The organism is Streptomyces sp. V4I8 (assembly GCF_041261225.1).
Classification (GTDB): Bacteria; Actinomycetota; Actinomycetes; order Streptomycetales; family Streptomycetaceae; genus Streptomyces.
On the sequence record NZ_JBGCCN010000001.1, the window covers coordinates 3,461,887 to 3,480,131 of the forward strand.

The 18,245-nt window shown below is 71.8% G+C and carries 16 protein-coding genes; 9 read left to right on the plus strand and 7 right to left on the minus strand.

All coding sequences use genetic code 11. The features are described from left to right. Positions 1 to 33: 33 nt before the first annotated feature. From ABIE67_RS15730 to ABIE67_RS15750, 5 genes are all read right to left on the minus strand, one after another. Entirely contained in the window at positions 34 to 1,341 is a 1,308-nt protein-coding gene (locus ABIE67_RS15730) for an RNA polymerase sigma factor (RefSeq protein ID WP_370257518.1), read from the minus strand. 81 nt (positions 1,342 to 1,422) lie between these two features. Further along, complete coding sequence (gene dnaG / locus ABIE67_RS15735; protein WP_370257520.1) at positions 1,423 to 3,327, minus strand: DNA primase; 1,905 nt, start codon at positions 3,325 to 3,327, stop codon at positions 1,423 to 1,425. A gap of 133 nt (positions 3,328 to 3,460) precedes the next feature. Next, positions 3,461 to 4,726 (minus strand): NAD(P)/FAD-dependent oxidoreductase, encoded by a 1,266-nt coding sequence (locus tag ABIE67_RS15740; RefSeq protein WP_370257522.1) that lies wholly within the window; start codon positions 4,724 to 4,726, stop codon positions 3,461 to 3,463. 175 nt (positions 4,727 to 4,901) lie between these two features. Beyond that, positions 4,902 to 6,155, minus strand: coding sequence for a deoxyguanosinetriphosphate triphosphohydrolase (locus tag ABIE67_RS15745; protein WP_370257523.1), 1,254 nt, complete (start codon positions 6,153 to 6,155; stop codon positions 4,902 to 4,904). Positions 6,156 to 6,319: 164 nt separating this feature from the next. After that, positions 6,320 to 7,192: a sirohydrochlorin chelatase gene (locus ABIE67_RS15750; protein ID WP_370257526.1), complete on the minus strand. Its 873-nt coding sequence runs from the start codon at positions 7,190 to 7,192 to the stop codon at positions 6,320 to 6,322. Positions 7,193 to 7,414: 222 nt separating this feature from the next. On the opposite strand from ABIE67_RS15750, the gene ABIE67_RS15755 reads away from it, so the two are divergent. The 3 genes from ABIE67_RS15755 (at position 7,415) to ABIE67_RS15765 (ending at position 10,930) form a co-directional block, all read left to right on the plus strand. Continuing rightward, the gene (locus ABIE67_RS15755) at positions 7,415 to 8,101 is read left to right on the plus strand and encodes a vancomycin high temperature exclusion protein (RefSeq protein ID WP_370257528.1); all 687 of its coding nucleotides are present in this window, start codon (positions 7,415 to 7,417) and stop codon (positions 8,099 to 8,101) included. Between the two features lie 91 nt (positions 8,102 to 8,192). Beyond that, positions 8,193 to 8,573 (plus strand): hypothetical protein, encoded by a 381-nt coding sequence (locus tag ABIE67_RS15760; protein WP_370257530.1) that lies wholly within the window; start codon positions 8,193 to 8,195, stop codon positions 8,571 to 8,573. 182 nt (positions 8,574 to 8,755) lie between these two features. After that, positions 8,756 to 10,930 carry a molybdopterin oxidoreductase family protein gene (locus tag ABIE67_RS15765; RefSeq protein ID WP_370257531.1) on the plus strand — a complete coding sequence of 725 codons (2,175 nt, stop codon included), beginning with the start codon at positions 8,756 to 8,758 and terminating at the stop codon, positions 10,928 to 10,930. A gap of 36 nt (positions 10,931 to 10,966) precedes the next feature. Here the strand turns inward: ABIE67_RS15765 and ABIE67_RS15770 are convergent, their stop codons facing one another. Further along, entirely contained in the window at positions 10,967 to 11,428 is a 462-nt protein-coding gene (locus ABIE67_RS15770) for a gamma-glutamylcyclotransferase family protein (protein ID WP_370257535.1), read from the minus strand. Positions 11,429 to 11,538: 110 nt separating this feature from the next. Here ABIE67_RS15770 and ABIE67_RS15775 point away from each other — a divergent pair, with 110 nt between their 5' ends. From ABIE67_RS15775 to ABIE67_RS15790, 4 genes are all read left to right on the plus strand, one after another. Beyond that, a complete protein-coding gene (locus ABIE67_RS15775; RefSeq protein ID WP_370257538.1) occupies positions 11,539 to 13,185 on the plus strand; it encodes a M4 family metallopeptidase in 1,647 nt (548 codons plus the stop codon). A gap of 302 nt (positions 13,186 to 13,487) precedes the next feature. After that, positions 13,488 to 13,886: a phosphotransferase gene (locus tag ABIE67_RS15780; RefSeq protein ID WP_370257542.1), complete on the plus strand. Its 399-nt coding sequence runs from the start codon at positions 13,488 to 13,490 to the stop codon at positions 13,884 to 13,886. Between the two features lie 414 nt (positions 13,887 to 14,300). Further along, the gene (locus tag ABIE67_RS15785; protein ID WP_370257548.1) at positions 14,301 to 14,819 is read left to right on the plus strand and encodes a hypothetical protein; all 519 of its coding nucleotides are present in this window, start codon (positions 14,301 to 14,303) and stop codon (positions 14,817 to 14,819) included. 117 nt (positions 14,820 to 14,936) lie between these two features. Further along, the gene (locus ABIE67_RS15790) at positions 14,937 to 15,644 is read left to right on the plus strand and encodes a class F sortase (RefSeq protein WP_370257552.1); all 708 of its coding nucleotides are present in this window, start codon (positions 14,937 to 14,939) and stop codon (positions 15,642 to 15,644) included. Here the strand turns inward: ABIE67_RS15790 and ABIE67_RS15795 are convergent. Beyond that, the gene (locus tag ABIE67_RS15795; RefSeq protein ID WP_370257553.1) at positions 15,582 to 15,983 is read right to left on the minus strand and encodes a winged helix-turn-helix transcriptional regulator; all 402 of its coding nucleotides are present in this window, start codon (positions 15,981 to 15,983) and stop codon (positions 15,582 to 15,584) included. The genes ABIE67_RS15790 and ABIE67_RS15795 overlap by 63 nt on opposite strands. Positions 15,984 to 16,198: 215 nt before the next feature. On the opposite strand from ABIE67_RS15795, the gene ABIE67_RS15800 reads away from it, so the two are divergent. Beyond that, positions 16,199 to 17,047 (plus strand): NAD(P)-dependent oxidoreductase, encoded by an 849-nt coding sequence (locus tag ABIE67_RS15800; protein WP_370268640.1) that lies wholly within the window; start codon positions 16,199 to 16,201, stop codon positions 17,045 to 17,047. A 123-nt stretch (positions 17,048 to 17,170) separates the two neighbouring features. Beyond that, a complete protein-coding gene (locus ABIE67_RS15805) occupies positions 17,171 to 18,238 on the plus strand; it encodes a S1C family serine protease (RefSeq protein WP_370257555.1) in 1,068 nt (355 codons plus the stop codon). Positions 18,239 to 18,245 lie beyond the last annotated feature (7 nt).

Here is an 18,245-nt window from a genome sequence, read left to right on the forward strand (position 1 = left end):
CGGCCCGCAGCCGAACCACCGCCGCGGCCATCCCTAGTCCAGGTAACCCCTCAACTGGTCCGCGAATGCATGGTCCCGCAGCTTGTTCAGCGTCTTCGACTCGATCTGCCTGATTCGCTCCCGCGTCACGCCGAAGATGCGTCCGATCTCCTCCAGCGTGCGCGGGCGGCCGTCCGCGAGGCCGTACCTCAGCTGTACGACCTTCCGCTCACGCTCCCCCAGAGTCGACAGGACCGCCTCCAGGTGCTCCCTGAGCAGCAGGAACGCCGCCGACTCGACCGGGGACGTCGCGTCGCCGTCCTCGATGAGGTCGCCGAGGGCCACGTCGTCCTCCTCGCCCACGGGGGCGTGCAGCGACACCGGCTCCTGGGCCAGCCGCAGGACCTCGCTGACCCGCTCGGGCAGGAGGTCGAGGTGGGCGGCCACCTCCTCCGGCGTCGGTTCGTAGCCGCGTTCCTGCAGCATGCGGCGCTGGACGCGGACGACCCGGTTGATCAACTCCACGACATGGACCGGCACTCGGATGGTGCGGGCCTGGTCGGCGAGGGCGCGGGACATGGCCTGTCGGATCCACCAGGTGGCGTACGTCGAGAACTTGTAGCCGCGGGCGTAGTCGAACTTCTCGACGGCCCGGATCAGACCGAGGTTCCCCTCCTGGACCAGGTCCAGCATGGTCAGGCCGCGGCCGACGTACCGCTTGGCGACCGAGACCACCAGGCGCAGGTTCGCCTCGATCAGGCGCCGCTTGGCCATGCGGCCCATCACGACCAGACGGTCCAGGTCGAGGGCGAGCCGGCTCTCCAGGTCGGGGGTGCTGCTGAGCTTCTCCTCGGCGAACAGGCCGGCCTCGACGCGGCGGGCGAGTTCGACCTCCTCGGCCGCGGTGAGCAGCGGGATGCGGCCGATCTCGCGCAGGTACTGGCGGAACAGGTCGGAGGAGGGGCCGCTGGTGTCGGCGCGGGCACGGGCCGGCACCGGTGCCTCGACCGGCTCGGCGGTGTCGACGGCGTCCAGGGCGCCGGCGGGCGGTTCCGCCGGCTCGGGCGGGGCCTCCGGCTCCGCCTCGGGGTGGTGCGCGGCACGGCTCTGCGGCGGGACCGCGACGAGAACGTCGGTCTCCGCGTCCGGCTCCGTGCCGTCGGTACTGGCGTCGGTCTGGATGAGGGTCTGGGTCTGCACGGGGGCGACCTCCAGGATGATCGCTGCCGAGGCGTACGGCAGCGCTGCTTCGAGGGCGGAGTCGGCGGCCTCGCCGCTGTCCGTCCCGTACGCGATGAGCGGAACCGCGGGGGTGTGGGACCCGTGGGGAACGGATCGGCCGCGCTCCGAGGACTCAGGCACCGGAACCCAGTGTGGAGTACGACACATCGCCGCCACGAGGGGCGTGCGGTGACTTTTTGCGTCCGGTCCGTGACCGCCTGCTCAGAGGGCCGCCGCGCCCTGTCCCCGCAATGCCTGGTCGTACTGCTGCAACACCCACAGTTCGTTCTGCACGGCGGCCAGTTGGGCGGGGTCGCCACCCGCGCCCAGGCGGGTCAGCTGGCTCTGGACGTCGCGGACACGGCGCTCCACGGCGCGCCGGCGGACGGTGACGAGCTGCTCTCCGGCGTAGTTCTCGTCGACCGTCCTACGCATGATCGCCTCGACCGCCAGCTCCGTGACCATCGCGCGGACCTGGTCGTCCGGGGCCGCCTCACGGACCCGGACCAGGTACTCCGGCGAGTCCTGGATGCCGTACTCCGCGCCGCCCGCGTCCATGATCGCCTGGCGTACGGCGGCGTAGGGCGCGGCGGTGAACTCGTCGACGCCGTACGCGTCGAACGCCGGGGAGACCAACTCGGGGCGCTGGAGGGCGAGTTTGAGGAGTTCGCGTTCGGTGGCGTAGACCGGGTTGCGGAGGGTCAGGGCCGGGCCGGAGGCGCGGGGCGCGGGGGCGTCGTCGTACGGCTGCCGCGCGTCGCGGGACGCCGGTGCCGGGCCGCGGCCGCCGCGGTCCCGTGCCCAACGCGCCAGCTGGGCCACCCGCTTGACCACGAACTGGGTGTCCAGGATGCCGAGCATGCCCGCGAGCTGGACGGCCACCTCGTGCTGGGCGCCGCTGTTCTTGATGCGGGCGACGATCGGGGCCGCCTCGTCCAGCGCCGCCGCGCGGCCCGCCGGGGTGTCGAGGTCGTAGCGGACGACGATCTGGCGGAGCGCGAACTCGAAGAGCGGGGTGCGCGGTTCGGCCAGGTCGGCGACCGCGTCGTCGCCCTTCGCCAGGCGCAGTTCGCAGGGGTCCATGCCGTCCGGCGCGATGGCGATGTACGTCTCCGCCGCGAACTTCTGGTCGTCCTCGAAGGCGCGCAGGGCCGCCTTCTGGCCCGCCGCGTCGCCGTCGAAGGTGAAGATGACGCGGGCCGAGCCGTTGTCCATGAGGAGGCGGCGGAGGATCTTGATGTGGTCGCCGCCGAAGGCCGTGCCGCAGGTCGCGATGGCGGTGGTGACCCCGGCGAGGTGGCAGGCCATGACGTCGGTGTAGCCCTCGACGACGACCGCGCGGCTGGCCTTGGCGATGTCCTTCTTGGCGAGGTCGATGCCGTAGAGGACCTGGGACTTCTTGTAGATGGCCGTGTCGGGGGTGTTGAGGTACTTGGGGCCGTTGTCGGCGTCGTAGAGCTTGCGCGCACCGAAGCCGACGACCTCCCCGCCGATGTCCCGGATCGGCCACATGAGGCGGCCCCGGAAGCGGTCGATCGGGCCGCGGCGGCCCTCCTGCGCGAGCCCGGACAGGAGGAGCTCCTTGTCGGTGAAGCCCTTGCCGCGGAGGAAGCGGGTGAGGTGGTCCCAGCCCTGGGGGCTGTAGCCGACGCCGAAGTGCACGGCGGCGGCCTGGTCGAAGCCGCGCTCGGCGAGGAAGATCCGGCCGGTGTCGGCCTCGGGGCTGGTCGCCAGCTGCTCGGCGTACCACTCGGCGGCGATCTTGTGGGCCTCGACCAGGCGGATGCGCTCGCCGCGCTGGTGGGACGGGTTGTACCCGCCCTCCTCGTAACGCAGGGTGATGCCGGCCTGGGCGGCGAGGCGCTCGACCGCCTCGGAGAAGGAGAGGTGGTCGACCTTCATCACGAACGTGATGGTGTCGCCGCCCTCCTGGCAGCCGAAGCAGTGGAAGAGCCCCTTGCTCGGGCTGACCTGGAAGGACGGCGACTTCTCGTCATGGAAGGGGCACAGCCCCTTGAGGTTCCCGCCGCCCGCGTTACGCAGCTGGAGGTACTCGGACACCACGGCGTCGATCGGGACCGCGTCCCGTACCGCCTTCACGTCCTCGTCGTTGATCCGTCCTGCCACAGGGTGATTCTACGGGGCAGAACTGACACTCCTGGGGCGAGATGCCCGCCCCCGGCCGGGGGCCCGGCCCGGCGCGCAGCGGCCATGGGATACAGCGTCCCCCGGGAAATGCAGCACGGGGGCGGACTGACACCTACGGTGCGAGGCTTTCGAGCGGAATGTGCGGGTCCGCCAGGGTCTCGGTGTTCACCTGTGTCTTCGAGCGGATCAGTCGCTGGATCGGCTCTGTGACGTCCCACACGTTCACGTTCATCCCCGCCAGCACCCGACCGTCCTTCACCCAGAACGCGATGAACTCCCGCTTGCCCGCGTCGCCCCGGATCACCACCTCGTCGCACGACCCCGGGGGCGCCCAGCCGGAGTACTCCATCCCCAGGTCGTACTGGTCGGAGAAGAAGTAGGGGACGCGGCCGTAGGTGACGTCCTGCCCGAGCATCGCCCGCGCCGCCGCCGGGCCGCCGTTGAGCGCGTTGGCCCAGTGCTCCACACGGACCCGGGTGTCGAACAGGGCGTGCGGGAAGGACGCCACGTCGCCGGCCGCGTAGATGTCGGGGTCCGAGGTGCGCAGCTGTTCGTCCACGACCACGCCGCCGCCGTGCGCACGGTCGGCGATCTCGAGTCCCGCCGCTTCCGCCAACCCCCTGCGGGGAGCGGCGCCGATCGCCGCCAGGACGTCGTGCGCGGGGTGCTCCTCGCCGTCGTCGGTGCGCGCGGCCAGCACCATGCCGTCCTGGCCGACGATCTCCGTCAGCTTCCGGCCGAAGTGGAACCGCACCCCGTGCTCGCGGTGCAGCTCGGCGAAGAGACCGCCCAGCTCGGGGCCCAGCACGCCGTACAGCGGGGTCGGGTTGTGCTCGACGACGGTGACCTCGGCGCCGTACTCCCGGGCCGCCGCCGCGACCTCCAGGCCGATCCAGCCGGCGCCGGCGATCACGATGTGCCCGTTGTCCCGGCCGAGTGAAGTCAGGACGCCCTTGAGGCGCTCGGCGTGCGCGAGGCGGCGCAGATGGTGGACGCCGGCCAGGTCCGTGCCCGGGATGTCCAGGCGGCGCGGCTCGGCGCCGGTGGCCAGCAGGAGCTTGTCGTAGTGGACGACGGTGCCGTCCTCGCCGAACCGCACCGTCTTCGCCGTACGGTCGATCGCGTCGACGGTCTGGCCGAGGTGCAGCTCGATGTCGTGGCGCGCGTACCAGGCGGGCTCGTGCACGAAGACGCTGTCGCGCTCCTCCTTGCCGAGGAGGTAGCCCTTGGACAGGGGCGGTCGTTCGTACGGGTGGTCGCGCTCGTCGCAGATCAGTATCACCCGCCCGGTGAAGCCCTCCGCGCGAAGGGTCTCGGCCGCCTTCGCGCCTGCGAGTCCTCCTCCGACGATGACGAATGTCTGATCCGCGTCGACCACTTGATGCCTCCTCGTAAGGGTGCCGCCACACGAGCGTCCCGCACGCAGCGTGATGCGGGAAGAGGGGGTGACCCGATCAGGCCACGCAGGGTCACTTTCGAGTGCCCGTTCGCCTCTTGGGCCTCACCCGTCGCGCGTGGGTGAGCGCGGCTGCGCGCGGGTGCGCGCGGCGGGTCTACGCCCTGTGTGTGAGCCGCTCGTGCAGGGAGCGTGCCGACGCGTCCGTCAGGGAGGCGATCTGGTCGACGATCACGCGCTTGCGGGCGCGGTCGTCGGCTGCCGTGTCGAACAGCGCCCGGAACTGCGGGTCCAGCCCCTCGGGCGCGCGGGCGGTGAGCGCCTCGGCCAGTTCGGCGACCACGATCCGCTGGTCGGCGCGGAGCCGCTCCTGCTCGGCGCGCTGCATGACATACCGGTCGGCGACGGCCTTGAGGACCGCGCACTCCAGGCGGGTCTCGTGCGGTACGACGAGTTCGGCGTCGTAGCGGGAGAGCCGCCCGTCGCCGTACGCGGCGCGCGTGGCGCTCTCGGCGGCCAGGCAGAACCGGCCGATGAGCTGGCTGGTGGCGTCCTTGAGGCGGGCCTGGGCGACGGCCGAACCGTCGTAGCCGTGCGGCCACCAGGGTTCCTCCTGGAGCCGGTCGAGGGCGGCGGACAGTTCCGCCGGGTCGGTGTCCGCGGGCACGTAGCGGCCGATGGCTACGGCGAAGACCGTCCGGCGCTCGGGTTCCGCGTGCAGGCAGTTGGGGTCGATGTGGCCGGCGTGCAGGCCGTCCTCGACGTCGTGCACGGAGTAGGCCACGTCGTCGGACCAGTCCATGACCTGGGCCTCGAAGGTGGTGCGGCTGGCGGGGGCGTCCTTGCGGACCCAGTCGAAGACGGGGCGGTCGTCCTCGTAGACGCCGAACTTCGGGGAGTTCGGGTCGGTGGGGTGGGCGCCGCGTGGCCAGGGGTACTTGGTGGCGGCGTCGAGGGTGGCGCGGGTGAGGTTGAGGCCGACGGAGCCCTCCGGGGTGAACCGTTTGGGTTCGATGCGGGTGAGGAGTCTGAGGGACTGGGCGTTGCCCTCGAAGCCGCCGCAGTCCTCGGCGAATTCGTTCAGTGCGACTTCGCCGTTGTGGCCGAAGGGGGGGTGGCCGAGGTCGTGGGAGAGGCAGGCGGCTTCTACGAGGTCGGGGTCGCAGCCGAGGGCCGCGCCGAGCTCTCGGCCTACCTGGGCGCACTCCAGGGAGTGGGTGAGGCGGGTGCGGGGGCTGGGGTCCCAGGCGTGGCTGTGGGTTCCTGGGGTGACCACCTGGGTTTTGCCGGCGAGCCTCCTGAGCGCGGCGGAGTGCAGTACGCGGGCGCGGTCGCGTTGGAAGGCGGTTCGCCCCGGGCGCTTGTCCGGTTCGGGGGCCCAGCGTTCGGTGGACTGCAGGTCGTACGGCATGACTCGACAGTACGGGCAGGTAGTGACAAACGGAGTGCGCCTTTGCGTCTGCCGGGTTCTGTTGTGTCGCGGGTGCGGGTTGGGTGGGGCTGGTCGCGCCCACGCGGCGGAGCCGCACATCGATACAGCCCCGCGCCCCTGGGTTGGCTGTCCCTCCCGGCGTTCTAAGCGGACGCCAGTTCCGGTGCTGTCGTGGCCGGAGCCGTCAGCGTCTGGTCGTAGCGGTGGAGGAGAAGGCGGGCCATCGCCGGGTGCGTGCCCAGGGGGGCCGACGCCATCCAGGGAGCCGTCTGCGCGGACTCCGTCGCGAAGCGGCCCGGGGCCGTGAAGTACGACGCGATGGCGACCCTGGTACGGCCTCGGGCGGCCAGGGCTCGGAGGGCGTCGGGGACGGTCGGGGCCGACGTCGTCGCGTAGGCCGGTACCACCGGGACACCCAGGCGGTTGGCCAGGAGGTGGGCCGTGTGGGAGGTGTCGAGTTTGGACTCGGGGTCTCGGGAGCCGGCGGCGGCCAGGATCACCGCGCTCTCGCGGCGCGTGGGCTCGTCCATGCCAGTGCGCCAGCCGGCCTCCACCAGGCGGGCGTACAGGGCCTCCACCAGCAGGGGGTGCGGGCCGAGGGCGCCGGCCACGCGTGCGCGCACCCGGGACTCGGCGGCCATCTCGGGGATGTCGCGCTTGATGTGGTAGCCGCGGCTCAGCAGGAGCGGGACGAGGATCGCCTCCCGGTCGCCGAGGGAGGCGAGGGTGTCGGGGAGCAGGGGCTCGTTCAGCTCGATGTGGCCGAGGTGGACCGGCAGGCCGGGGCGCAGGGCGCGGACCTGGTCGAGGAGCGCGCGGACGGTGCTCAGGGCGCGCGGGTCGCGGCTGCCGTGTGCCACCACGACGAGCGCGGGCGCCTCGGGGTGCCGCCTGCCGTCGAGCGAGACGAGGCTGAGCTGGCTGGCGAGCTGGCTGCTGATCCGGTTCATGAGGTGCGCCGTACTGTCGAGGTGGGCGGTCGTGGACTCGTCGTGAAGAGGGTTCGACGCCGTCATGAACCGATGGTGGCGGCGGGACGTTGCCTTCCCGTTTCGCGGGAATGACGGGTTCTTACACCGGGTTCACGATGGGGCACCTGGACGGTGTGAGGGGGCGTGACCTGTGGTTTCGTGCCGGGAGTGAAGCTGATCACGCCGCGTACGGTGAACCGGAGAGGGCGACAGGACGTCCCTGACTGTCGAGTACAGGCCGTGTGCCGACCGGGGAGGGATCATCCGATGCGCCAACCGAAGCTGCCTCGACCACGTCTGCCGCACACCCGCACCGGGCAGCGGCGGCTGGTGCAGGCCGTGATGTTCGGGTGCGTGCTGGGGCTGCTTCCGGCCACCTGGATGCACCTCGTCACCGGTGATCGGCTGCGGACAACGGCGGACGTGCCGCGCACCGATGTCGCCGTCGTCTTCGGTGCCGGGCTGTGGGCCGGCGAGCCGTCCCCGTACCTCGCCCACCGGCTCGACGCGGCGGCGAAGCTGTACCGCGACGACCGGATCGAGGTCGTCCTCGTCACCGGCGACAACAGCCGCGAGGACTACGACGAGCCCGACGCCATGCGCGCCTATCTGACCAGGCACGGTGTGCCCGACTCGCGGATCGTGAGTGACTACGCCGGCTTCGACACCTGGGACTCCTGCGTCCGCGCCAAGAAGATCTTCGGCGTCGACGAGGCGGTACTGATCAGCCAGGGCTTCCACATCCGGCGCGCGGTCGCGCTGTGCCAGGAGACGGGGGTGACGTCGTACGGCGTCGGGGTCGACGCCAAGCACGATGTCACCTGGTACTACGGCGGTGCGCGGGAGATCTTCGCGGCCGGCAAGGCGGCCCTGGACGCCGTCTTCGAGCCGGATCCCCGGTTCCTCGGGCCGAGGGAGGCCGGGGTCGCGAACGCGTTGGCGGCGGAGCGGTAGAGGCGCCCGACGACATCGGCGCATGCCTCGCGCGCGCGTTCTGTCGCGCGCACGCCAGCCAACCGCGTGAACAAACCATCGGATGCGTTCCATGATCGGACGACTACTCCCGGCGTTCACGGGTGTGCGGCGGCGGATCCGGCCGACCGCCGCGACCTGGGGGAAAGGACATCTGAGGACGCGTCTTCGGTCCGTACTGGCAGCGGCCGCCGCAGCCATACTGATCACCGCGGGAACCGCCGCCGGGACCGCCTCCGCGGCCGGCGCCGAACAGGCGAGGGAGCCGGGCTGCGCCCACGTCGTCGGCAACGGCCACGGGTATGCGGACATCTGGAACGAGTGCGGATGCACGATCTTCGCCACCGTCGAGGTCGACGGCTTCGACCCGCCGTGCATCCAGATCGGTCCGGGCGCGACCGCGAGGATCGGTCTGGAGCCGGGCGACGTTCCGTACTGCGCCTACGAGTGCTGACCAGGGGGTCCTCTGACCAAGGGCCGTCCCTGATCGGGCGGGAGTGGGGCCACGGCCCCGCTCCCGCCCTCCCGCATGTCCAGCGGCCTCACGGCGGCCGGGCGGCGACGGGGAGGTCACCGTCCCGGCCGCGTAACAGGGAGCCGCCGTGCACGTAACACGCCGGAAGCACGCTGAACGGTATGCCGAACTCCGCGACGCCCACGCACTGCCCGTACTGCGCCCTGCAGTGCGGTATGAACCTCACGCCCCTGCAGGACGGGGGTGTCGCGGTGGTCGAGCGCCCGGACTTCCCGGTGAACAAGGGAGCTCTGTGCGGCAAGGGCCGTACGGCGCCCGCGGTGCTGGCGTCGGGCGTCCGTCTGAACTCGCCGCTGGTGCGTTCGGGCGGCACGCTCGTGCCCGCCACCTGGGACGAGGCGCTGGACCGCATCGCCGAGGGCCTGGCACGCACGCGTACGGAACATGGCCCGGACGCGTGCGGGGTCTTCGGCGGGGGCGGCCTGACCAACGAGAAGGCGTACAGCCTGGGCAAGTTCGCGAGGATCGTGCTCGGCACCTCGCAGATCGACTACAACGGCCGTTTCTGCATGTCGTCGGCGGCCGCGGCCGGGATGAAGGCGTTCGGACTCGACCGGGGGCTGCCGTTCCCGCTGGAGGACATCCCGAAGACGGGCTGCGTGATCCTCGTCGGCTCCAACCTGGCGGAGACGATGCCGCCGTCGCTCCGCTACTTCACCGAGCTGCGCGAGAACGGCGGCACGCTCATCGTCATCGACCCGCGCCGCACGAAGACCGCCGAGCAGGCCGACCTGCACCTGATGCCGAGGCCGGGCACGGACCTGGCGCTGGCCCTCGGCCTGCTGCACCTGGTCGTCGCCGAGGGGCGGGTGGACGAGGAGTACGTCCGGGAGCGCACGGCCGGCTGGGAGGACGCGCGGGCCGCCGCGATGGCGCACTGGCCGGAGTACGTGGAACGGATCACGGGCGTGTCCGTTCCGCAGCTCCGGGAAGCCGTACGGCTGTTCTGCGAGCCGGAGCACGCGATGGTGCTGACCGCGCGCGGGCCCGAGCAGCAGGCCAAGGGCACGGACACGGTGGGCGCGTGGATCAACCTGTGCCTGGCGACGGGACGGGCGGGCCGGCCGCTGTCCGGCTACGGCTGCCTCACCGGGCAGGGCAACGGACAGGGCGGACGTGAACACGGCCAGAAGGCCGACCAGTTGCCCGGCTACCGCAAGCTGGACGACCCGGCGGCGCGGCGGCATGTCGCCGAGGTGTGGGGCGTCGACCCGGACAGCCTGCCCGGGCCTGGGCGCAGTGCGTACGAGCTGCTGGACGCGCTGGGCACGGACATCAAGTCACTGCTGCTGATGGGCTCCAACCCGGTGGTGTCGGCGCCGCGTGCCGCGCACATCGAGGAGCGCATCAAGTCCCTTGATTTCCTCGCGGTGTGCGACGTGGTGCTGTCGGAGACGGCGGCGCTCGCGGACGTCGTCCTGCCGGTCACCCAGTGGGCGGAGGAGACGGGCACGACGACCAACCTGGAGGGCCGGGTGCTGCTGCGGCGGCGCGCGATCACTCCTCCGGAGGGCGTCCGCAGCGACCTGGAGGTCATGCACGAGCTCGCGGCGCGGCTGGGCGGCGAGCAGGGCCTGGAGAAGGGCTTCCCGACCGACGCCGAGGAGGTCTTCGAGGAGCTGCGCCGGGCGAGTGCGGGCGGGCCGGCGGACTACTCGGGGATCACGTACGGAAGGCTGGCGGAGGAGAACGGGGTGTTCTGGCCGTGTCCGGCGGTGCCGGGCACGGGGGACGCGGAGGGCTCCGGGGACGGTGCGGGCTCCCGCGACGGTGCGGCCGCCTCGCCGGCCGCCGAGACCGGCAGTCCGGCCCACCCCGGCACGCCCCGCCTCTTCCTCGACCGGTTCGCCACGCCGGACGGACGGGCGAGGTTCGTTCCCGTCTCGTACCGGGCCATCGCCGAGGAACCCGACGACGAGTACCCGGTCCTCCTGACGACCGGCCGGGTCGTGGCGCAGTACCAGTCCGGCGCCCAGACCCGCCGCGTCGACGAGCTGAACGCCGCCGCGCCGGGCCCGTTCGTGGAGCTGCACCCCCGGCTCGCGGCGCGGCTCGGGGCGGCCGAGGGCGACCCGGTGGCCGTGATCTCGCGCCGGGGCCGGGCGGTGGCCCCCGCCCGCATCACGACCGGCATCCGCCCCGACACGGTCTTCATGCCGTTCCACTGGCCGGGCGAGGGCCGCGCCAACACCCTGACCAACCCGGCGCTGGACCCGACGTCACGGATGCCCGAGTTCAAGGCCTGCGCGGTGCGGGTGGAGGCGGTGAAGTCGTAGCCGGGCGAGGCCTGTTGAGCCTGACGGCTGCTTGACTCAGCCCGGCGGACGCGTGACTCGGCCCGGCGGCCGGGTCGCCGCCCAGTCGCCGCCCTCGATGAGCTTGCCGTGCGCGCGCAGGCGGGCGGCGACGGACGGGGCGGCGACATACACCCACGCCTGTACGGCCGTTCCGTCGGACTCGCGGACCACCTCGCGGGCGACGCGTTCGTAGAGGTTGTGCGGGTCGCCCGGGGCGAACTCCTCCAGGCGGTCGAGGGCGGCCAGGAGCGCGGGGTACTCCTCGGGGCGGGCGGTCACGAGCTCGCCGTGAACGGTGCCGCTGTCGCCGCGTTCCTCGACGGCGTACGGGTAGCCCGGGCCGTCGTACAACACCGCCCCGACGAGTCGTGCCGGTTCCTCGGTGAGGGTGCGGCCGCGCAGGAGATGGTCGTGGTTGGGCTCTCCGGGACGCAGGGTGCCGTAGACAAAGAACGGGAGTCGGGGAGAGAGGGTCACGGAAACGATTCTCTCCCCTCACACACCTCCACGTATTCACCCTGGTCACGGCATGTGCACGCCCCCTTGAATCTTGGGCATCCTCTGCGCCGCCCAGTTCAAGGAGACCGATGAGCCGAATACGGCCGCACATCCGGGGTTCCCGACTCGCCACGGCGGGCATCGCCGCCGCCGTCGCCGCCCTGCTGGCCACCGCCCTGTCCCCCACCGCCGGCGCGGACGACAGTCCGACGAGGGCCACCGCGCTCGAGAACGCGGCATCGGTCCTCAGGGACCGGGCGGGGAGCCTGGGGCTGACGGCCGCTCAGGACACCAGCGTGCGGGATGTGATCGTGGACGCGGACGGCACACAGCACGTCCGCTACGACCGCACGTACCACCAACTGCCCGTCCTGGGCGGTGACTTCGTCGTCCATCTCGCCAAGGACGGCACCTACCGCGGCGCCTCCCGCGCCACCGAGGGCGCGATCTCCCTGGCGAGCGTGACGCCCAGGATCTCGGCACCGAAGGCGGCCGACCTCGCGGCGACCGTGCTGCGGGCCGCGAACGTCGGCGAGACGCTGAAGAAGCTGACGTCCAGGCCCGAGCTGGTCGTCGACGCCCTGCACGGCGCCCCGAAGCTGGCCTGGCGGACCGACGCCGTCGCCCAGGACTCGGCCGGCAACCCGGTCGCCCGCACCACGCTGACCGACGCCCGCACCGGCGCGAGGATCGACGCGTGGGACAGCATCGAGCACGTCTCGGGCGACGGGAAGTCGCTGTACTCGGGCACGGTGCCGTTGGACACCACGGCGGCCGGATCGACGTACCAGTTGAAGGACGCGACGCGCGGCGGCACGTACACCGGCGACGCGGCGAACAAGACGGACCTGTGCGTCCTCGCCATCTGTCTCAACCGCGCCCCGTCGACGGTCTTCACGGACGCCGACAACCACTGGGGCACCGGTGCGGCGACCGACCGCTCGACGGCAGCGGTGGACGCGCAGTACGGCACGGACATGACGTGGGACTACTACGAGGACGTCCAAGGGCGTAAGGGCATCGCGGGGGACGGCAAGGGTTCGTTCAACCGGGTGCACTACGGCAACGACTACAACAACGCCTTCTGGGACGACAGTTGCTTCTGCATGACGTACGGCGACGGTGACGGGACCCAGCTCGGTCCGCTGGTGTCGCTGGACGTGGCCGGGCACGAGATGACGCACGGCGTGACGTCGAAGACGGCGGCGCTGACGTACTCGGGCGAGTCGGGCGGGCTGAACGAGGCCACGTCCGATGTCTTCGGCACGCTGGTGGAGTTCCACGCGGGCAACCCGTCCGACCCGGGCGACTATCTGATCGGCGAGAAGATCGTGCGGTCGGGGTTCCCCCGCGGTGCCCTGCGTTACATGGACAAGCCGTCGAAGGACGGTAACTCGGTCGACTGCTGGAGTGCGGCGGCGAAGGATCTCGACGTGCACTACTCGTCGGGGATCGGGAATCACTTCGCGTATCTGCTGGCCGAGGGCAGTGGCGCGAAGACGGTGAACGGGGTCGGTTACAACTCGCCCACCTGCGACGGCTCCTCGGTTCAGGGGATCGGGCGGGACAAGCTGGGGAAGATCTGGTACCGGGCGCTGACGGTTTACATGACGTCCTCCACGAACTATGCGGGGGCGCGGGCTTCGATGCTCAGCGCGGCGAAGGATCTCTACGGGGCCGGGAGTGCGGAGTACGGCGCGGTGGGGGCGGCCTGGAGCGCGGTGGGCGTGGGCTGACGGCGGTTCGGCGCCGTGGGCGTGGGCTGACGGCGGTTCGGCGCCGTGGGGGCGGGGGTGCGTGGCCGGGTGCGGGTGGTCCGTGGCCGGTCGCGCCCTCGCGGCGGAGCCGCGAGTCGTCACAGCCCCGCGTCTCCCCCTCACCGTGCCGACGCCGCTCACCAAGGGGCGCCCGGGAGGGTTAGCCGCTGCCGTGGGGGCGTGTACGAGTGGCTGGACGGCGAGAACGCCTATGACGCGCCGCTCGGCCAACTCGGTGCGATTGCCCGCTAGTTGGGGGCTTTCTGGCGGCGCTGCGGTCGATGGACGCGGTCGGCGGGCCGCCGTCCTGCCGAGGCGGACCGGTCGGCCGGAACGACGCCGCCGTACGGACCGCGATCCGGGACCTTGTTGCCGTCGGCACGCTGGACGCGGGGGCGGCGACGGCCGTCTGGGAGGACGTCCTCCGGCTTCCCCAGTGGGACGACGCGCCGGTCTGGCTCCACGGTGACCTCCTTCCGGGCAACCTGCTGACTTCCGACGGCCGCCTCAGCGCGGTCATCGGCTTCGGTACGTTCGGGGTCGGGGACCCCGCGGCGGACACCATGGCGGCCTGGACGGTCTTCGACGCCGGGACCCGCGAGGCGTTCCGCGCGGCGGCGGGCGTCAACGAGGCGACGTGGGGGGGCGGGGGCGCGGGTGGGCGCTGTGCTTCGGGCTGACGGCGGAGCGCTACTACGGCGACGTCTGCGGGAACGGGACGAATCCGGTGCCGGCGGCGGTGGGGAGGCGGGCGGTGACTGAGGTGCCGGCGGAGTACGGTCCGCGGTAGCGCGGGCGCGAGCGAACCCCGGGCGCCGACGACGGTCACCCGTTCACACCCCCGGCCCTCCCCCAACGGGTTCTCTTCCCCGACCCTCCCCGGACACGGCGGCGACCTGTGATGACCTGCTGAAACACCAGCATCTCGGCGAGCCGTCCTCCTCCCTCCGACACCCGTTCACCCCATTCCCGGCGCTTTCTCGACAAGCGCTCCCGCCCCACTGCCCCTTACCTCGGAAGAGCAGGGGCTCGACCGAGGCGGCGGCACTTGGGGGTGTCGCGGGTCGTGAGTCCGTGCGCTCGGAGGAGCCTCGATGCGACGTACCGCCCGTCTGCTGACCGGGACCGCGCTGGCCGTCGGTGTCTTCGGCCCCGTCGTCACGCCCGCGTACGGCGCCGACGGCGGTGCCCTGGAGGTGTTCCCGTCCTCGGTCGTACCGGGCGGGCAGGTCACGGTGAACACGGCCGGGTGCCGGGACGGCGGTGCGGCGGGCGACGCCAGCGCGGTGGGCGCCGGTGCCTTCACGCTGGCGCCGGGCTCGGACGAGGAGGACGCGGTCGGAAAGTTCCGGGTGCCGCCGAGCGCGCAGCCGGGGACGTACGAGATCGTCGCGACCTGCGCCGACGGCGGTCGGCGGGTCGCGGGCGACCTGGTGGTCACGCTGACGTCCACGCGCGACCAGGTGCATCCGAGAGGAAGTGTGAAGACGGGGGTCGGCGGCGCTTTCGGCCGCGATCCCGTGCAGACCGCGGCCGGCGTGACGGCTCTCGCCGTCGCCGCCGCGGGCGGTACCTGGCTCCTGCATCGCCGGGCGAGAGGCGACGGGATCTGACGGACACCCTCCGCTGTCCGTCCGCCGGTACCGCATGTCCCCTCCCCCTCCGGGTCCGACGCCCCTCGCGGCCCGGAGGGGGATCGGGCGGCCCGAGGAGAGCTTCAGGAGGTTCGCGTGCGCAGTCGGAGCAGCGTCGGCAACGGCGTCATAGCCGCGCTCACCGTCCTGGCCCTGTGCTCCGGCGCCTGGCTGCTGCGCAACGGCACCGAGACGCACGCCCCGCCCCAGCCGTCGGCCGCGCAGGCCGGCGAGGCAGAGGACGCCGGGGACGCCGGGGAGGCAAGGGACGCCGGGGAGGCAGGGGGCCGCCGGGAGACACGCCATACCCCCGCCTCCCCACACCCTCGCCCCTCCGCCACCGAACTCCCCCCCTCCCCACCCGACCGCATCCGCATCCCCTCGCTCCGCGTCGACGCACCCCTCATGGGCCTCGGCCTGACGAGCACGGGCAGCCTCGACGTCCCGCCCGCCGAGCGGAAGAACCTCGCCGGCTGGTACGAGTCCGGCACCACACCCGGTGAGACCGGCACCGCGATCGTCGCCGGCCACGTCGACAACGCCGACGGCCCCGCCGTGTTCTACCGGCTCGGCGCCCTGGAGAAGGGCAGCACGATCGAGGTGGACCGACGGGACGGCGGCACGGCCCTCTTCTCCGTCGACGCCGTCGAGGTGTACGACGCGAAGGCCTTCCCCGACGAGAAGGTGTACGGCGCGGCACCGCGCCCCGAGCTGCGGGTGATCACCTGCGGCGGCGGCTACTCACGGACGACCGGATATCAGGGCAACGTCGTCGTGTTCGCGCATCTCACCGGCAGCCGCTGACCCCTCCGCACGGGCACCCAGGACGTTCTCACGGCCCCAGGCACCGAGCGGGCCCAGAGCGTCGTTGAGCGAGGTGCCGGCCGCGGTCAGCGAGTACTCCACGCGCGGCGGCACCTCGTCGTACGCCTCCCGGTGCACGATGCCGTCGGCCTCCATCTCGCGCAGCTGTGCGGCGAGGACCTTCTCGGTCACGCCCGGGAGTTCGCGGCGCAGCTCCCCGAAACGGTGCGGACGCTCGCTCAGCGCCCAGAGGATGACCACCTTCCACTTGCCGCCGATCACGTCCATCGCCGCGTCGGTCCCGCACACGTACGCCCCCGGACGTCGGCCGATCGCCATACTGCCCCTCCCCCTGCCTGGACACTTTCCCCGTGGTAACCACCCACTCCCAAGTGCGTACTTGAGCAGGCCGTTCCCTTGCGACGAGCCTAAACGCCATGACTGACAATGCACTTGCTTCCACGACTTCGACCGAGACCACGACCACGACGGCGCCCCCGAACCCGACTCCGACCCCACCCCCGACCGCGTTGAGTCTCCTCGGCACCGGCGCCATGGGCGCCGCCCTGGCCCGCGCCTGGCTCGCCGCCGGGCACCCGCTCACCGTGTGGAACCGCACGCCTGCCCGGACCGAACCGCTGGCCGCGGAGGGCGCGACCGTCGCCGCGAGCGCCGCCGAGGCGGTGGCCGCGAGCCGGCTGGTCGTCGTCTGTCTGCTCGACGACGCCTCGGTCGGCGAAGCCCTCGAAGGCGCCGACCTGTCCGGCCGTGACCTGGTGAACCTGACCACCGGCACCCCCGCCCAGGGCCGCGCCCGCGCCGCCTGGGCCGAGGCGCGCGGCGCCCGTTTCCTGGACGCCGGGATCATGGCCGTACCGCCGATGATCGGGAACCCGGCGTCGGGGGCGTATGTCCTCTACAGCGGCTCGCCCGGCCTCTTCGAGGAGCACGGCGAGACCCTCGCCGTGCCGGCCGCCACCCGTTATGTCGGCGCCGACCCGGGCTTCGCGGCGCTGCACGACGTGGCGCTGCTGAGCGCGATGAACGGCATGTTCGCGGGCGTGCTGCACGCCTTCGCGCTGATCCGCCGGGAGGACATCGCCCCGAAGGACTTCGCGCCCCTGCTGGTGTCGTGGCTCGGCGCGATGGCGCCCCTCGCGCACCAGACCGCCGACCAGTTGCAGAGCGACGACTACGGCAAGGACGTCGTCTCCAACCTCGCGATGCAGGTCGCGGGCAACGCCACCCTGCTGGCCACGGCCGAGGAGCAGGGCGTGAGCCCGGAGCTGCTGACGCCCTACATGTCCCTCCTGGAGCGGTGGCTCGCCACGGGGCACGGCGACGAGGACACCACCGGCGCGGTCGAACTGCTCGATGTCGGACGTGCGGACTCCACCGTCTGACGGGCCGTCATATCTGCTGGGAAAGGAGCCGCCGTACAGCCGATGACCTGCGGATTTCCGTCGGCGCGACAGACATTCGGCGGAGGCTTAGCCTGAAATGGGAACGCACGCTAGGAGGCCCAGATGCGGCCGACAGCCAGAATGTACGTCGCCGCCGCGTCCGCCGTCGCCTTGAGCTGCGGGATGACGGCGACCGTTGCGCGGGCGGACGACCCGAAGGAGATCTTCGAGAAGGTGGCGCCCGCGACCGTCCAGGTGCAGGCCGGAGAGAGTTTCGGCACGGGAGTCATCTACGACGCCGACAACGGTCTCATCGTCACCAATGCGCACGTGGTCGCCGGGCAGAGCGCCCTGAAGGTCCGCCTGGGGGACAAAGAGCCCTCGCCCGTGCGGCTGATGGGCATCGATCCCTGCCAGGACCTGGCGGTTCTGAAGTTGCAGACGCCGCAGGAGGACCTGAAGCAGGTGGAGTTCGGCGACAGCGGCGACCTGGAAACGGGGGACGAGGTGACGGCGATCGGTTATCCGCTGGGCGCCGGTGACGTCTCGCGCGAGAAGGCCGTCCTCACCACCGGCGCGGTCCAGTCGCCGGACGTAGCCTCGACGGATTGGCCCAGTGAGCCCGATCTGCCGTCCGCCGTGCAGCATTCGGCAGCACTCAATCCGGGCAATTCCGGAGGACCGCTGCTCAACAGCGACGGGAAGCTCGTCGGTATCAACACCTTCTACCTCGGAGGCACTCAGGGCCAGTACTACTCCATCAGCAGCGACCACGCGAAGCCGCTTCTCTCGGGGCTCGCTGACGGAAAGAGCAAGAACGACCCCGGCTGGGGAAACCTGGTCGCCGTCTCCGACGAGTATTTCGCGGACTATTTCCCCGTGGAGCAGCAGGAAGACGCTCTGGCAGTCCAGGAGCAGCTCCTGGCCCAGGAGATCGACGGCCTCTACGTGCAGAGCGTGTCCAGTAACTCACCGGCCGGTGAGGCGCTGATGACGGAAGGCGACGTCATCACCCAGCTCAAGGGCACGCCGGTCGGCACCGATCAGCAGGTGTGCGACATCCTGCAGTCCGCGGCCCCGGGCGAGAAGATCACCGTCGACGGCGTGTTCACGACCGAGGGGACGGACCCGGAGGGGACCACGTTCTCGCTCGGCACTCCCTGGCAGGTCCAGGTGACGCTGGACCAGTGAGCCTCCC

Coding starts and splice junctions, on each gene's coding strand:
- ABIE67_RS15745 (WP_370257523.1), bottom strand. CDS start 6,155: ATGCCGTACGACCTGCAGTCCACCGAACGCTGGGCCCCCGAACCGGAC.
- ABIE67_RS15785 (WP_370257548.1), top strand. CDS start 14,301: ATGCGACGTACCGCCCGTCTGCTGACCGGGACCGCGCTGGCCGTCGGT.
- ABIE67_RS15755 (WP_370257528.1), top strand. CDS start 7,415: ATGCGCCAACCGAAGCTGCCTCGACCACGTCTGCCGCACACCCGCACC.
- ABIE67_RS15780 (WP_370257542.1), top strand. CDS start 13,488: ATGGACGCGGTCGGCGGGCCGCCGTCCTGCCGAGGCGGACCGGTCGGC.
- ABIE67_RS15795 (WP_370257553.1), bottom strand. CDS start 15,983: ATGGCGATCGGCCGACGTCCGGGGGCGTACGTGTGCGGGACCGACGCG.
- ABIE67_RS15805 (WP_370257555.1), top strand. CDS start 17,171: ATGCGGCCGACAGCCAGAATGTACGTCGCCGCCGCGTCCGCCGTCGCC.
- ABIE67_RS15760 (WP_370257530.1), top strand. CDS start 8,193: ATGATCGGACGACTACTCCCGGCGTTCACGGGTGTGCGGCGGCGGATC.
- ABIE67_RS15775 (WP_370257538.1), top strand. CDS start 11,539: ATGAGCCGAATACGGCCGCACATCCGGGGTTCCCGACTCGCCACGGCG.
- ABIE67_RS15765 (WP_370257531.1), top strand. CDS start 8,756: ATGCCGAACTCCGCGACGCCCACGCACTGCCCGTACTGCGCCCTGCAG.
- ABIE67_RS15800 (WP_370268640.1), top strand. CDS start 16,199: ATGGGCGCCGCCCTGGCCCGCGCCTGGCTCGCCGCCGGGCACCCGCTC.
- ABIE67_RS15750 (WP_370257526.1), bottom strand. CDS start 7,192: ATGACGGCGTCGAACCCTCTTCACGACGAGTCCACGACCGCCCACCTC.